General features: G+C 56.6%; 14 protein-coding genes. 5 read left to right on the top strand and 9 right to left on the bottom strand.

Annotation, left to right across the window (positions count from 1 at the left end; all coding sequences use genetic code 11):
* The first annotated feature begins 42 nt into the window (after nt 1-42).
* The 5 genes from surA to apaH are packed head-to-tail and all read left to right on the top strand — an operon-like array spanning nt 43 to nt 4,367.
* Nucleotides 43-1,329 carry a peptidylprolyl isomerase SurA gene (gene surA, locus EnteroDNA1_RS17440; RefSeq protein WP_033144608.1) on the top strand — a complete coding sequence of 429 codons (1,287 nt, stop codon included), beginning with the start codon at nt 43-45 and terminating at the stop codon, nt 1,327-1,329.
* Entirely contained in the window at nt 1,329-2,315 is a 987-nt protein-coding gene (gene pdxA, locus EnteroDNA1_RS17435; protein ID WP_063408265.1) for a 4-hydroxythreonine-4-phosphate dehydrogenase PdxA, read from the top strand. The genes surA and pdxA overlap by 1 nt, the downstream gene beginning before the upstream one ends.
* Nucleotides 2,312-3,133 carry a 16S rRNA (adenine(1518)-N(6)/adenine(1519)-N(6))-dimethyltransferase RsmA gene (gene rsmA, locus EnteroDNA1_RS17430; protein ID WP_023310362.1) on the top strand — a complete coding sequence of 274 codons (822 nt, stop codon included), beginning with the start codon at nt 2,312-2,314 and terminating at the stop codon, nt 3,131-3,133. Before pdxA ends, rsmA begins: the two co-directional genes overlap by 4 nt.
* 3 nt (nt 3,134-3,136) lie before the next feature.
* On the top strand, nt 3,137-3,514 hold the full coding sequence (gene apaG, locus EnteroDNA1_RS17425) for a Co2+/Mg2+ efflux protein ApaG (protein ID WP_023310361.1): 378 nt from the start codon (nt 3,137-3,139) through the stop codon (nt 3,512-3,514).
* Nucleotides 3,515-3,518: 4 nt separating this feature from the next.
* Complete coding sequence (gene apaH / locus EnteroDNA1_RS17420; protein WP_023310360.1) at nt 3,519-4,367, top strand: bis(5'-nucleosyl)-tetraphosphatase (symmetrical) ApaH; 849 nt, start codon at nt 3,519-3,521, stop codon at nt 4,365-4,367.
* A gap of 39 nt (nt 4,368-4,406) precedes the next feature.
* Here apaH and folA read toward each other — a convergent pair whose 3' ends face one another.
* The 9 genes from folA to fkpB all read right to left on the bottom strand — a co-directional run bounded on the left by folA (nt 4,407) and on the right by fkpB (nt 15,138).
* Complete coding sequence (folA, locus tag EnteroDNA1_RS17415; RefSeq protein ID WP_008502023.1) at nt 4,407-4,886, bottom strand: type 3 dihydrofolate reductase; 480 nt, start codon at nt 4,884-4,886, stop codon at nt 4,407-4,409.
* A gap of 114 nt (nt 4,887-5,000) precedes the next feature.
* The gene (kefC, locus tag EnteroDNA1_RS17410; RefSeq protein ID WP_069303656.1) at nt 5,001-6,866 is read right to left on the bottom strand and encodes a glutathione-regulated potassium-efflux system protein KefC; all 1,866 of its coding nucleotides are present in this window, start codon (nt 6,864-6,866) and stop codon (nt 5,001-5,003) included.
* Nucleotides 6,859-7,389 (bottom strand): glutathione-regulated potassium-efflux system oxidoreductase KefF, encoded by a 531-nt coding sequence (gene kefF, locus EnteroDNA1_RS17405; protein WP_069303655.1) that lies wholly within the window; start codon nt 7,387-7,389, stop codon nt 6,859-6,861. Before kefF ends, kefC begins: the two co-directional genes overlap by 8 nt.
* Before the next feature lie 103 nt (nt 7,390-7,492).
* Nucleotides 7,493-7,726, bottom strand: a complete 234-nt coding sequence (locus EnteroDNA1_RS17400) for a YgdI/YgdR family lipoprotein (RefSeq protein ID WP_023310357.1) — start codon at nt 7,724-7,726, stop codon at nt 7,493-7,495.
* 138 nt (nt 7,727-7,864) lie between these two features.
* Nucleotides 7,865-11,089 carry a carbamoyl-phosphate synthase large subunit gene (gene carB / locus EnteroDNA1_RS17395; RefSeq protein ID WP_023334470.1) on the bottom strand — a complete coding sequence of 1,075 codons (3,225 nt, stop codon included), beginning with the start codon at nt 11,087-11,089 and terminating at the stop codon, nt 7,865-7,867.
* 18 nt (nt 11,090-11,107) lie between these two features.
* Complete coding sequence (gene carA, locus EnteroDNA1_RS17390; RefSeq protein ID WP_069303654.1) at nt 11,108-12,256, bottom strand: glutamine-hydrolyzing carbamoyl-phosphate synthase small subunit; 1,149 nt, start codon at nt 12,254-12,256, stop codon at nt 11,108-11,110.
* Between the two features lie 453 nt (nt 12,257-12,709).
* Nucleotides 12,710-13,531 carry a 4-hydroxy-tetrahydrodipicolinate reductase gene (gene dapB / locus EnteroDNA1_RS17385; RefSeq protein WP_069303653.1) on the bottom strand — a complete coding sequence of 274 codons (822 nt, stop codon included), beginning with the start codon at nt 13,529-13,531 and terminating at the stop codon, nt 12,710-12,712.
* Between the two features lie 205 nt (nt 13,532-13,736).
* Nucleotides 13,737-14,687 carry a 4-hydroxy-3-methylbut-2-enyl diphosphate reductase gene (gene ispH / locus EnteroDNA1_RS17380; RefSeq protein WP_069303652.1) on the bottom strand — a complete coding sequence of 317 codons (951 nt, stop codon included), beginning with the start codon at nt 14,685-14,687 and terminating at the stop codon, nt 13,737-13,739.
* 1 nt (nt 14,688) lies between these two features.
* On the bottom strand, nt 14,689-15,138 hold the full coding sequence (gene fkpB / locus EnteroDNA1_RS17375) for an FKBP-type peptidyl-prolyl cis-trans isomerase (protein WP_003856450.1): 450 nt from the start codon (nt 15,136-15,138) through the stop codon (nt 14,689-14,691).
* Between the last annotated feature and the right edge of the window lie 13 nt (nt 15,139-15,151).

Here is a 15,151-nt window from a genome sequence, read left to right as displayed (position 1 = left end):
TGCAACGTAATCCGCTTTGCGGTTAATTGAAATGGAAAAAGTATGAAGAACTGGAAAACGCTGCTGCTCGGTGTCGCTATGGTTGCGAATACCAGCTTCGCCGCCCCCCAGGTTGTTGATAAAGTCGCTGCTGTGGTTAACAACGGCGTCGTGCTTGAAAGTGACGTTGACGGTCTGATGAAATCGGTGAAGCTCAATTCGGGCGAAGCCGGTCAACAGCTTCCTGATGACGCCACGCTGCGCCACCAGATCCTGGAGCGTCTGATCATGGATCAGATCGTTCTGCAGATGGGGCAGAAAATGGGTGTGAAGATCACTGACGAGCAGCTCGATCAGGCGATCGCTAACATCGCGAAGCAGAACAATATGTCTTTAGACCAGATGCGCAGCCGTCTGGCCTATGACGGCATCAGCTACGCCACTTACCGTAACCAGATCCGTAAAGAGATGCTGATTTCGGAAGTGCGTAACAACGAAGTGCGTCGCCGCGTCACCATCCTGCCTCAGGAAGTGGACGCGCTGGCAAAACAGGTGGGCAACCAGAACGATGCGAGCACAGAGCTGAACCTGAGCCACATTCTGATCCCACTGCCAGAGAACCCAACGTCCGATCAGGCTGCGGAAGCAGAAAGCCAGGCGCGTTCGATTGTTGAACAGGCGCGTAACGGCGGCGACTTTGGCAAGCTGGCAATCACCTACTCCGCTGACCAACAGGCGCTGAAAGGCGGCCAGATGGGCTGGGGACGTATTCAGGAGCTGCCATCTATCTTTGCCCAGGCGCTGAGCACGGCGAAGAAAGGGGATATCGTTGGTCCTATCCGTTCAGGCGTGGGCTTCCACATTCTGAAGGTGAACGATCTGCGCGGCCAGAGCCAAAATATCTCCGTCACCGAAGTTCACGCTCGCCACATACTTCTGAAACCGTCACCGATCATGACTGACGATCAGGCGCGTGTGAAGCTGGAACAGATCGCAGCTGACATTAAGAGCGGTAAAACCTCATTTGCGAAGGCAGCAAAAGAGTTCTCTCAGGATCCAGGCTCTGCTAACCAGGGCGGCGATCTGGGCTGGGCGGCTGCGGATATTTACGATCCTGCCTTCCGCGACGCGTTGATGAAGCTGAACAAAGGCCAGATCAGCGCGCCGGTCCACTCTTCATTTGGCTGGCATCTGATCGAGCTGATGGACACCCGTAACGTTGATAAAACGGATGCGGCACAGAAAGACAGAGCCTACCGTATGCTGTTTAACCGTAAGTTCTCTGAAGAAGCCGCAACCTGGATGCAAGAACAACGCGCCAGCGCTTACGTGAAAGTTCTGAGCAACTAATGAAACAGCATCGTGTTGTTATCACGCCCGGCGAACCCGCCGGGATTGGACCTGACCTCGTTGTTCAGCTCGCCCAGCGCAGCTGGCCGGTAGAGCTGGTTGTCTGCGCCGATGCAACACTGTTACAAGACCGGGCAACGCTGCTCGGTCTGCCTTTAACGCTCATCCCTTACGTTGAAGGCCAACAGCCTGCACCGCAGCAAGCCGGTACGCTCACCCTTCTTTCCATCCCCCTTCGTACGCCGGTCATACCGGGCCAGCTCAGCACGGAAAACGGCCACTATGTCGTTGAAACCCTGGCGCGCGCCTGCGACGGTTGCCTGAAGGGCGAATTTGCCGCCCTGATCACCGGCCCCGTCCACAAAGGCGTCATCAACGAAGCGGGTATACCCTTTACCGGGCATACGGAGTTCTTCGAAGAGCGCTCGCACAGCCCGAAAGTGGTGATGATGCTGGCGACGGAGGAAATGCGCGTTGCGCTGGTGACCACCCATCTGCCGATCAAAGCCATTCCTGATGCGATCACCCCTGAACTCCTGCGCGAGATCATCGGGATTTTGCATCACGATCTGCAGACAAAGTTTGGGATCCCGCAGCCGCACGTGCTGGTCTGCGGCCTGAATCCGCATGCCGGTGAAGGCGGGCACATGGGCACCGAAGAGATCGACACCATCATTCCGGTACTCAACGAAATGCGGGCGAAGGGGATGAACCTCAGCGGGCCGCTGCCTGCAGATACCCTTTTCCAGCCGAAATACCTGGATAATGCCGACGCCGTGCTCGCGATGTACCACGATCAGGGCCTGCCCGTGCTAAAATACCAGGGCTTTGGCCGCGGGGTGAATATCACCCTCGGTTTACCCTTTATTCGAACGTCCGTTGACCACGGTACTGCGCTGGATCTGGCAGGCCAGGGGAAAGCGGATGTCGGCAGTTTTATTACGGCGCTTAATCTCGCCATCAAAATGATTGTTAATACTCAATGACTAATCGAGTCCATCAGGGCCACTTAGCCCGTAAACGTTTCGGGCAAAACTTCCTTAACGATCAGTTCGTGATCGAAAGCATTGTCTCGGCTATTAATCCGCAAAAAGGTCAGGCGATGGTCGAAATCGGCCCGGGCCTTGCCGCGCTGACCGAGCCGGTAGGCGAACGCCTCGACGAGCTGACCGTCATCGAACTGGACCGCGATCTGGCCGCACGCCTGCAAACGCACCCGTTCCTCGGGCCGAAGCTGACCATCTATCAGCAGGACGCCATGACCATGAACTTTGGCGAACTGTCCGAAAAAATGGGCCAGCCGCTGCGCGTGTTCGGCAATCTGCCGTACAACATCTCCACGCCGCTCATGTTCCACCTCTTTAGCTATACTGATGCCATTGCCGACATGCACTTCATGTTGCAAAAAGAGGTTGTTAACCGTCTGGTTGCAGGCCCGAACAGTAAAGCGTATGGTCGTTTAAGTGTGATGGCACAGTATTACTGCAACGTGATCCCGGTACTCGAAGTACCGCCGTCAGCGTTCACACCACCACCGAAAGTGGATTCAGCGGTTGTGCGCCTTGTGCCGCACAAGACGAAACCGTATCCGGTTAAAGATCTGCGCGTACTGAGCCGCATTACCACAGAAGCCTTTAACCAGCGCCGTAAAACGATCCGTAACAGCCTGAGCAATTCGTTTACCGTTGAGGTGTTAGCCGAGCTGGGGATCGACCCGGCAATGCGTGCGGAGAACATTTCCGTAGAGCAGTACTGCAAGCTGGCTAATTACATCAGCGATAATGCGCCGCCGAAGGAGAGTTAAGCCATGATTGATTCGCCCCGCGTATGTGTCCATGTACAAAGCGTCTATGTTGAATCACAGTCCTCACCGGACGAAGAACGTTTTGTTTTCGCTTACACCGTGACCATTCGCAATCTGGGGCGGATGCCCGTGCAGCTGCGCGGGCGCTACTGGCTTATCACTAACGGCAATGGCCGCGAAATCGAAGTTCAGGGCGAAGGTGTGGTTGGTGAACAGCCCCACATCGCCCCTGGCGAAGAGTACCAGTACACCAGCGGCGCGGTGATTGAAACGCCGATGGGTACCATGCAGGGCCATTATGAAATGGTCGACGTCGATGGCAATGATTTCCGCGTTGCCATTCCTGTGTTCCGTCTCGCCGTAACCACACTCATTCATTAATCTAATGTCTACATATCTGATTGGCGACGTTCACGGTTGCTACGATGAACTGATCGCATTATTAAAACAGGTCGACTTTACGCCAGGACAGGACACGCTCTGGCTGACGGGCGATTTAGTCGCGCGTGGCCCCGGCTCCCTTGAAGTATTACGTTTCGTCAAATCGCTGGGCGATAGCGTGCGCATGGTGCTGGGCAATCACGATCTGCATCTGCTGGCGGTTTTCGCCGGGATCAGCCGCAACAAACCTAAAGATCGCCTCACCCCACTGCTGGATGCGCCGGACGCGGACGATCTGATTAACTGGCTGCGCCGTCAGCCCCTGCTGCAGATCGACGAAGAGAAAAAGCTGGTCATGGCGCATGCCGGGATCACCCCGCAATGGGATCTTGAGACGGCGAAAACCTGCGCGCGTGACGTTGAGGCGGTGCTGGCAAGCGACTCGTATCCTTTCTTCCTCGATGCCATGTACGGCGATATGCCGAACCACTGGAGCGAGGATCTCAGCGGTCTGGCCCGTCTGCGCTTTATCACCAACGCGTTCACCCGCATGCGCTTCTGCTTCCCGAACGGACAGCTGGATATGTATTCCAAAGAGACGCCGGAGAGCGCGCCCGCGCCGCTCAAGCCGTGGTTTGCCATTCCGGGGCCGGTGACAAGCGAGTACAGCGTGGTATTTGGTCACTGGGCTGCACTGGAAGGAAAAGGCACACCGGAAGGGATTTACGGTCTGGATACCGGATGCTGCTGGGGCGGAGAGTTAACCTGCTTACGCTGGGAAGATAAAGCTTACTTTGTGCAGCCGTCCAACCGACAGCTGGACCTGGGGGAAAGCGAGGCCGTTGCCTCCTGATACGTTATTCCCTCTCCCGGCCGGGAGAGGGAAAATCACTTAACGACGTTCCAGAATCTCGAAGCAGTAGCTGTGGGAGTTCTGTGCATCCGCATCGTGGAATTCGCTGAATACCGATTCCCACTCGTCCGGATCGTAGTCCGGGAAATGAGTATCCCCTTCCACTTCTGCATCAATGTGGGTCAGATACAGCTTCTGCGCTTTTGGCAGGAACTGCTCGTACACGCGCCCACCGCCAATCACCATGATCTCTTCGGCATTGCCGCATGCAGCAATCGCCTCGTCTACTGATTTTACCCATTCGACGCGATCGTCAGTGCCCGGCTGGCTGCTGATAACGATATTCTTACGGCCCGGCAATGGACGACCAATCGACTCCCAGGTCAGGCGGCCCATCACTACCGGCTTGTTTAACGTAGTACGTTTAAACCATGCGAGATCGGCAGGCAGGTTCCACGGCATGGCATTTTCCATACCGATAACGCGGTCCACCGCCAGCGCTGCAATCAGACTGATCATTGAAAATTTCCCGGATGCAAAAAATTGCCGCCACTATACGGAAAGCTTAATCTTTCGTCGACTGGCGGCAGGGTAAAGATAAAGAAATTTTTTAATATTGCTGGCAACTCCACTTCACGCGGAAGGTTTACTCTCGGGCTCGTCAGCCGGATCGCCGGTATGCTTGCCCTCTTCCGTGCCCTGCCAGCCATGGCGCTGGATCAGCGACAGGTGGTTACGGTCCTCGTTAATGATTTCCGTCAGCATCGCGCTGGTGCGTTTGAACACCGCCGCACGCTCGGTGGCCGTACTGCCGGCCATCGCCGCCATCTCTTCGACCATCTCGGTATTAAAGCGGCGGAACAGGTCTGCCCGTTCGCGTGCTTCATACGCGCCAAGTCCCAGGTTTTCCAGCGCCATGCGGCCAGACTTCAGCGCACCTTCGAAGGTTTCACGCTCCGGCGCGTCTACGCCCGCCTGCCGCAGCCGGATGTAGTGATCCACATCGCGCGCGCGGGAGATAATAGTCAGCGCCGGGAAATGCTCTTTTACCAGCTCCACCATCTGCATGCTGGTTTCCGGATCGTCAATGGCGTTAATCAACACCTCGGCTTTTGCCGCCCCGGCGGATTCCAGCAGATCGACGCGGGTTGCATCCCCGTAAAACACCTTCATATCAAATTTACGCAGGGTATCGACATGGTCGGGGTCGTGATCGAGGATGACCATTTTCACCCCGCTCGACAGCAGTAAACGACCCACGATCTGCCCGTAGCGGCCAAATCCGGCGATGATGACGCGCGGCTGCTCCTCGTCGATCTCATCGGCCTCGCGCTCCTGCCCGCTGTCCGATTTTTCCAGGCGCGTCAGCACCACCAGCAGCACAGGCGTCGCCGCCATCGACAGGGCGACCGCCAGCGTCAGCGCTTTCGCCCACTCGGGATCGAGCACGTTTGCCATCTGCGCGGCGCCAAAGACCACGAACGCAAATTCACTCCCCTGCCCCAGCAGCACGGCGAACCAGCGGCGCTGTCTGCCCGGCACGTTCAGTGGGCGAGCAATCAGCCACAGCATCACCATTTTAATGACCAGGAAGCCGACGAGCAGGATGACGATCCGCAGCGGGTGCGTCACCAGCGTACCGAAGTCGACGGACATCCCGACTCCGATGAAAAACAGTCCCAGCAGCAACCCTTTGAACGGCTCGATATCGCTTTCCAGCGCGTGACGGTATTCAGAGCTCGCCAGCAGAACGCCTGCGAGGAACGCCCCCATCGCCATCGACAGCCCGGCCTCCTCCAGCAGCAGACCGAAGCCAAACACCAGGAACAGCGCCACGGCGCTGAACACTTCGCGCAGGCCAGAGCGGGCGACAAACCGCAGCAGCGGGCGGGTCACGTAGCGGCCAAGCACCACCACCAGCGCCAGCGCGCCCGCCACCTTCAGTGCCGACAGCGCGAAAGCGCCCAGCGTGGTAGAGGAACCGCTGGCCGCCAGCAGCGGGATCATCGCCACCAGCGGGATAGCGGCAATGTCCTGGAACAGCAGCACGGAGAACGCGCTGCGTCCCATCTGGGAGACCGTCAGATTTCGCTCGTTCATCGCCTGCATGGCAATCGCCGTGGAGGAGAGCGCCAGCGTCATGCCGATGAGCTCTGCCACTTTCCAGTCCATTCCTAACAGGATGCAGAACCCGCCCAGCAGCAGGCCGCAGGCCACCATCTGCAGCGCTCCGCCGCCAAATACCGAGGCGCGAAGCTTCCACAGCCGCTGCGGGTCGAGCTCCAGGCCAATCACAAACAGCATCAGCACCACGCCAATTTCAGCGAAATGGAGAATCGCCTCGGCATCCGTGACCAGTCGAAAGCCCCACGGCCCAATGACGCAGCCCGCAATCAGGTAGCCGAGCACCGAGCCCAGCCCCAGGCGTACCGCCACGGGTACAATCAGCGCCGCCGCGCCGAGGTAAATCAGCGCCTGTATCAGCGTATGGCTATCCATGGTGCATCTCCTGCCACTCAAGTAAGCGTTGTTTATAATGACGAGCCTGCGCCTGCAGCGTTTCATCGTCGCAAACAAACGTGCAGTGCATCGCAAACGGCGGGAGCCAGTTCAGACCGCAATAGAGCGCAGTCGCCTGCAGCGGCTGCGCCAGAACGTCAAAACCCGGGAAGGAACCAATATCAAAATGGCTTTCCCCACCGCCGGTGGTGACTGCCCACATCAGGCTTTTCCCTTTTAGCGCATTGCCGTTGTGGCCATACGCCCAGCCGTGGGAGAAGACTTTATCAATCCACAGCTTCAGGAGCGGAGGCGTGCTGTACCACTGCATCGGATGCTGCCAGATAATCAGATCGGCACGGGAAAGCGCCTCCTGCTCGGCGGCGATATCGATATTAAAATCGGGATAGAGTTGATAGAGGGAATGTATCTCTACGTTATCAAGCGTCCTTACCTGCTCAAGCATCCGCTTATTCGCATGCGAGTGCTGCGGATAAGGATGGGCATAAATTATCAGAATCATTGATTAGCCTGTTGTTACTGCTTTCTTTTAACAAAAGAGTGTAGTCAGTAATTCAACAGGCTAATAGTGAATATTATTGACGGGCTTACGTCAGAATTCTGAATTAGTTATCCAGCTCGCCCATGGATTTCACCTGGTCACGGTTAATCTGCTCGGTTTGACCGGTTTCGGCGTTTTTATACGACACCAGACCGGTATCGTCATCCACCTGTGGTTTGCCGTCGGTGACAATGGTTTTGCCATCGGTGGTTTTTACGGCCTGATTAGACGAACAGCCCGCAACGGTAAACATTGTCGTGGCAGCCAGAACGGAAGCGATCAGTAATTTATTTTGCATGGTGTTTTCCCCTGCTCTCAGTTGAATTTCGTTATCGACCTAACCATTTTAGGCTAACTGACTGAAAGCGGATGAAAAACCAGAAGGTTCTGAAGATGGGAGAATGCCCGGCAACCGAACGGCACCGGGCATTTTTACTTATTTGCTAATCTGCGCGTGCATTTCCTGCACTGAAATCACCTTCTCGGTGGCATCCGCGTTCAGCGCCATGGCCGTTGCGAAACCGCCGTTCAGGGTGGTGTCGTAGTGCACTTTGTACTGCAGCGCGCTGCGGCGAATCAGCTTGGAGTCTTCAATCGCCTGGCGGCCTGCGGTGGTGTTGATGATGTAGGTGTATTCGCCATTCTTGATACGGTCCTGAATGTGCGGACGACCTTCATGCACCTTGTTCACCAGACGCGGGTTGATGCCGGCTTCGCCCAGCACAATCGCGGTACCGTGGGTCGCGTCCAGCTCGAAGCCCTGTTTCAGCAGCTTGGCGGCCAGGTCAACCACGCGCTCTTTGTCGCCTTCGCGAACGGAGAGCAGCGCACGGCCTGATTTTCTCATGGTGGAGCTACTGCCCAGCTGCGCCTTCGCGAACGCTTCTGCGAAGGTGCGGCCCACGCCCATCACTTCCCCGGTAGAGCGCATTTCTGGCCCTAACAGCGGGTCAACGCCCGGGAATTTGTTGAACGGCAGCACCACTTCTTTCACCGAGTAGTACGGTGGAATGATCTCTTTGGTCACGCCCTGCTGCGCCAGCGTCTGGCCCGCCATCACGCGCGCCGCCACTTTGGCCAGCGGAACGCCGGTGGCTTTGGAGACGAACGGTACGGTACGTGCCGCACGCGGGTTGACTTCAATCAGGTAGACTTCGTTGTCTTTCACCGCGAACTGGACGTTCATCAGACCGCGAACCTGCAGCTCGAAGGCCAGCTTCTGCACCTGCTGGCGCATCACGTCCTGAATCTCCTGGCTCAGCGTGTACGCTGGCAGAGAACAGGCGGAGTCGCCGGAGTGCACGCCCGCCTGCTCGATGTGCTCCATGATGCCGCCAATCAGCACCATTTCGCCGTCGCAGATGGCGTCAACGTCCACTTCAACCGCATCGTCGAGGAAGCGGTCGAGCAGCACTGGCGCATCGTTGGAAACGCTCACCGCAGTCTGGAAGTAGCGACGCAGGTCGGCTTCGTCATAAACGATTTCCATCGCGCGGCCGCCCAGCACGTAGGAAGGACGTACCACCAGCGGGTAGCCAATCTCTTTCGCCTTCTCAACGGCCATTTCAATGGCGGTGACGGTGGCGTTCGCCGGCTGTTTCAGCTTCAGACGGTCAACCGCCTGCTGGAAACGCTCGCGGTCTTCCGCACGGTCAATCGCGTCCGGGCTGGTGCCGATAACCGGCACGCCTGCTGCTTCCAGCGCGCGCGCCAGCTTCAGCGGGGTCTGGCCGCCGTACTGCACGATAACGCCTTTTGGCTTCTCGATGCGCACGATTTCCAGCACGTCTTCCAGGGTAACCGGCTCGAAGTAGAGGCGGTCAGAGGTGTCGTAGTCGGTAGAGACGGTTTCCGGGTTACAGTTGACCATGATGGTCTCGTAACCGTCTTCGCGCAGCGCCAGCGAGGCGTGTACGCAGCAGTAGTCGAACTCTATGCCCTGGCCGATACGGTTTGGACCGCCGCCCAGCACCATAATCTTGTCGCGGTCGACGGACGGGTTCGCTTCGCACTCGTCTTCATAGGTGGAGTACATGTAGGCGGTGTCGGTAGAGAATTCAGCCGCACAGGTGTCCACGCGCTTGTAGACCGGGTGCAGGTCGTACTGGTCGCGCAGCTTGCGGATTTCCGCTTCACGCACGCCCGCCAGCTTAGCCAGACGCGCATCGGCGAAGCCTTTGCGCTTCAGCACGCGCAGGAAGTCAGCGTCCAGGCCGTTGATGCCCAGCTCCGCGACCTGTTCTTCCAGACGCACCAGCTCTTCAATCTGCACCAGGAACCAGCGGTCGATGTTGGTCAGGTTGAACACGCCGTCGACGGAGAGGCCCGCACGGAAGGCATCGGCGATATACCAGATACGCTCTGCGCCCGCGTCTTTCAGCTCGCGGCGGATTTTGGTCAGCGCTTCCGGGTCGTCCAGGCTCACTTTCGGGTCAAAGCCGGTCGCGCCCACTTCGAGGCCGCGCAGCGCTTTCTGCAGGGATTCCTGCTGCGTGCGGCCAATCGCCATCACTTCACCGACAGATTTCATCTGGGTGGTCAGACGGTCGTTCGCGCCCGCGAATTTCTCGAAGTTGAAGCGTGGAATTTTGGTCACAACGTAGTCGATGGACGGCTCGAAGGACGCAGGGGTGCGGCCACCGGTGATGTCGTTCATCAGCTCGTCGAGGGTGTAACCCACCGCCAGCTTCGCCGCCACTTTCGCAATCGGGAAGCCGGTCGCTTTAGAGGCCAGCGCGGAGGAACGGGACACGCGCGGGTTCATTTCGATAACAATCAGACGGCCTGTTTTCGGGTTCACCGAGAACTGCACGTTAGAACCGCCGGTTTCCACGCCGATTTCACGCAGTACCGCCATCGAGGCGTTACGCATGATTTGATACTCTTTGTCGGTCAGGGTCTGGGCTGGCGCAACGGTGATGGAGTCGCCGGTGTGGATACCCATCGCATCGAAGTTTTCGATGGAGCAGACGATGATGCAGTTGTCGTTTTTATCACGCACCACTTCCATCTCGTACTCTTTCCAGCCAATCAGCGATTCATCAATCAGCAGCTCTTTGGTTGGGGAGAGATCCAGACCGCGTTCGCAAATCTCTTCGAACTCTTCGCGGTTGTAGGCGATGCCGCCGCCGGTGCCGCCCATGGTGAACGATGGACGGATGATGCACGGATAGCCCACGTCAGCCGCGACGGCCAGCGCTTCTTCCATGTTGTGTGCGATACCGGAACGCGCGGTGTCGAGGCCGATTTTCTTCATCGCCACGTCGAAGCGGCGACGGTCTTCTGCTTTATCAATCGCGTCGGCGGTCGCACCAATCATGGTCACGCCGAACTCGGCCAGCACGCCCTGACGCTCCAGCTCCAGCGCACAGTTCAGCGCCGTCTGGCCGCCCATGGTTGGCAGCACCGCGTCCGGACGCTCTTTCTCGATGATTTTACGCACCACTTCCCAGTGAATCGGCTCGATGTAGGTTGCATCAGCCATTTCCGGGTCGGTCATGATGGTTGCCGGGTTAGAGTTCACCAGGATAACGCGGTAACCCTCTTCACGCAGGGCTTTACACGCCTGCGCGCCGGAGTAGTCGAATTCGCAGGCCTGGCCGATGACGATCGGGCCAGCGCCAAGGATCAGGATGCTTTTTATGTCTGTACGTTTTGGCATTGTCTTCTCGGCTCCTGATTATTTAGCGGTCTTACGGTATTGCTCGATAAGTTCGATGAAGTGATCGAACAGCGGCGCGGCGTCGTGTGGGCCCGGGCTGGCTTCCGGGTGACCCTGGAAGCTGAATGCTGGCTTATCGGTGCGATGAATCCCCTGCAGAGTGCCATCGAACAGCGACTTATGGGTCACGCGCAGGTTAGCCGGCATCGAGGCTTCATTGACGGCAAATCCGTGGTTCTGCGCGGTGATCATCACCGTGTTGTTATCGATGTCTTTCACCGGGTGGTTACCACCGTGGTGGCCGAACTTCATCTTAACGGTGTTCGCACCGCTCGCCAGCGCCAGCAGCTGATGGCCGAGGCAGATGCCGAATACCGGGATGTCGGTTTCCAGGAAGGACTTGATGGCGGCGATGGCGTAATCGCACGGCGCCGGGTCGCCAGGACCGTTGGACAGGAAAATACCGTCCGGATTCATCTTCAGCACGTCTTCGGCAGACGTTTGTGCTGGAACCACCGTCAGGCGGCAGCCGCGGTCAACCAGCATGCGCAGGATGTTGCGCTTGGCGCCGAAATCGTAGGCCACCACGTGGAACGGCAGCTCGCTCTCTTTTTTCGCTTCCGGCAGGTCGCCTTCCAGCGTCCAGCTACCCTGAGCCCAGCTGTAGGCTTCAGCGGTCGTCACTTCTTTCGCCAGGTCCATGCCGTTCAGGCCCGGGAAGGCTTTCGCTTTTTCCAGCGCCAGCGTCGCATCGAGGTTATCACCCGCGATAATGCAGCCGTTCTGTGCACCCTTCTCGCGCAGCAGACGCGTTAACTTACGGGTATCGATATCGGCAATCGCCACGATGTTATGGCGCTTCAGGTAAGAAGAGAGGTCTTCGGTATTGCGGAAGTTGCTGGCAATCAGCGGCAGGTCGCGGATGACCAGGCCTTGCGCATGTACCTGAGAAGATTCTTCGTCAGCCGCATTGGTGCCGACATTGCCGATATGAGGATAAGTAAGAGTAACGATTTGGCGAGAATAGGAAGGATCAGTGAGGATTTCTTGATAACCGGTCATTGAAGTATTGAAAACGACTTCCCCAACCGCCGAACCCGTTGCCCCTATGGCCCGACCGATAAACTGGGTTCCGTCTTCCAGAACCAATAGCGCTGACTTAATCAAAACACCCTCCAGAGAATATTCACTCACTTTATTTGCATATTAATTCATAGCATGTCATGGATCAATGCAAATGTGTTGCCAGCGGATTTTTGGCAAACGGCGGCATTCTGGGGATTTGGTGGGTAAAAGTCAACTTAAAACGGATATTTTGTTTACTCTTTTGCAAGTCTGGCGAGTGGAATGCGGCTTAAGCGACAAAAAGATCAGGTAAATCACTGCGGAAAACGCTTGCGCGCCTGGTTTAATGAAAAATGAGATGGTGCAGCACTATAAAGTAGACCAGATGGTCAAAATTTACATTTCAGTAACGTTAAAACGCCACAAGAGATAGATATTTAGAGACTTAAACAAAAATACGCTATAAAACAGATAAAATAAAAGGGCAATAAAATTTTGCCCTATGCAATCAAACAATTACGACTGCAATAACCACATCACGATGGGTAATAATGCTTACAAATTGTTGAGATCGAGCACATCCCGCATATCAAAAAGGCCATCTTTCTTGTTTTTAAGCCACAAAGCGGAACGTACGGCGCCGTTGGCGAACGTCATTCGACTGGAGGCTTTATGCGTAATTTCGACACGTTCGCCAATATCGGCGAACATCGCCGTGTGTTCGCCGACGATGTCACCCGCTCGCACGGTTGCGAAGCCAATGGTGCCAGGAACGCGTTCGCCGGTGTAACCTTCACGGGTATAGACCGCGCAGTCTTTTAAATCTTTATCAAGTGCATGAGCAATCGCTTCGCCCATCGCCAGCGCCGTACCCGATGGCGCATCAACTTTGTAACGGTGGTGAGCTTCTACGATCTCGATATCGGTATAGTTGCCCATCACCTTCGCGGCCTTCTCCAGCAGCTTCAGCATGACGTTAACGCCCACGCTGAAGTTTGCCGCGAAGACAATCGCAATCTCATTTGATGCATCCTGGATAGCCTGCTTGCCCGCATCGTCAAAACCGGTGGTGCCGATCACCATCCCCTTGCCGTGCTGACGACAAAACGCCAGATGCGTGAGCGTCCCTTCCGGGCGGGTAAAATCGATGAATACATCGAAGTCCTCTTTTACCGCCTCCAGGCTGCTTTGCACGGTAACGCCCGTGTGGCCTGCGCCCGCCAGCTCACCGGCATCGGTTCCCAGAAGCGACGAACCTTCACGCTCCAGTGCCGCGCCAAGCGCGACGCCATCCATCTGAAGTGCCGCCTGAATAAGCTGACGGCCCATACGTCCACCCGCGCCCGCAATGGCGACACGGATCTGTGCATCATGCATAGTTATTCTCTTACGTTAAAATGATGTAAACCGTTTTCAGATTAACCAGCCTTGAGAAGCACTGCCAACTGAAAACACCGATAATTAGAATTTAACGTGAAACCGACTTAAATATCAGTAAAAGACATGATTTTGTCGTCACGATAAAGTAACGGGTAAAAAAAAGGCCAGCACAGGAGGTGCTGGCCTTTCATCAGAAAAAGGTCTATTCGACTTCGCGGGCGTCGATGCGCAGTTCTTTCGGGACTTCAAAAACGATGTTTTCTTCACGTCCTTCCAGCGGCACCGCTTCGCCACCGCCCAGTTCCTGCAGACGAGAAATGACGTTCTGTACCAGAATATCTGGCGCAGACGCCCCGGCCGTCACGCCGACACAGCCCGCGTGCTTAACCCACGCCTCCTGAATATCCGACGCATCATCAATCAGGAAAGCCGCTTTCCCCATGCGTTGCGCCAGTTCGGCCAGACGGTTTGAGTTAGACGAGTTTTTGGAGCCGACTACCAGCACCACATCCGCCTTTTCAGCCAGTGCGCGCACCGCTTCCTGACGGTTAGTGGTCGCGTAGCAGATATCATCCTTACGCGGGCCAACGATTTTCGGGAAGCGCTGACGCAGCGCGTCAATCACGTCTGAAGTATCGTCTACGGAGAGCGTCGTCTGGGTCATAAACGACAGACGGGCTTCATTTTTCACGTTCAGCGTAAAGACATCTTCAGGCGACTCAACCAGATACATGCCCCCTTCCGGGTTACTGTACTGGCCCATGGTGCCTTCGACTTCCGGATGACCGGCATGGCCAATCAGAATCGACTCTTCACCACGACGGCTGGCGCGAGCCACTTCCATATGCACTTTTGTCACCAGCGGACAGGTGGCATCGAATACGGTCAGATCGCGGCTTTTCGCTTCGTTACGTACCGCCTGAGAGACGCCGTGCGCGGAGAAGATCAGGATCGCACCGTCCGGCACTTCGCTGATCTGCTCAATGAAGATGGCGCCGCGCTCGCGCAGGCTGTCGACCACGTAGCGGTTGTGCACCACTTCGTGACGTACATAAATCGGCGCGCCGTAAATCTCCAGCGCGTTTTCAACAATGCTGATAGCGCGGTCTACACCGGCGCAGAAGCCGCGCGGGTTAGCCAACAGGATCTGCATTTCAGGCCTCCAGTGCAGGATCGATTTCCAGCACTTCAACATCAAAATGAACGGTACGCCCGGCAAGCGGATGGTTGAAGTCAACGGTAATAGAGTCGCCGTTGATCTCGCGGATCACGCCAGGCATTTCGCTGCCGTCCATAGCGGTAAAGAGCATAATCGCTCCGATCTCCGGTTCACCCGCGTCCATAAACTCGCGGCGCGAGAAATACTGGATCAGGTCCGGACTCGGCACGCCAAACGCGGCATCCGGCTCCAGCGAAAAGGCTTTTTTCTCACCCTCTTTCAGGCCCAGAAGCTGCTGCTCAAGACCTTCAGACAGGGAGGTATCGCCAAGACGAAACAGGGCCGGTTTGCCGTTATTGCGGGTGGATTCGGCCGTGGAGCCGTCATCCAGCTTCAGCGTGAAGTGAACGAGAACCGCGCTGTTGCTCTGTACGGATTTAGACATGCAAATTGCTCGC

This window comes from Enterobacter sp. HK169, from assembly GCF_001719105.1.
GTDB classification, from domain to species: domain Bacteria; phylum Pseudomonadota; class Gammaproteobacteria; order Enterobacterales; family Enterobacteriaceae; genus Enterobacter; species Enterobacter asburiae_B.
This window is presented reverse-complemented; position numbering and strand designations above follow the sequence as displayed.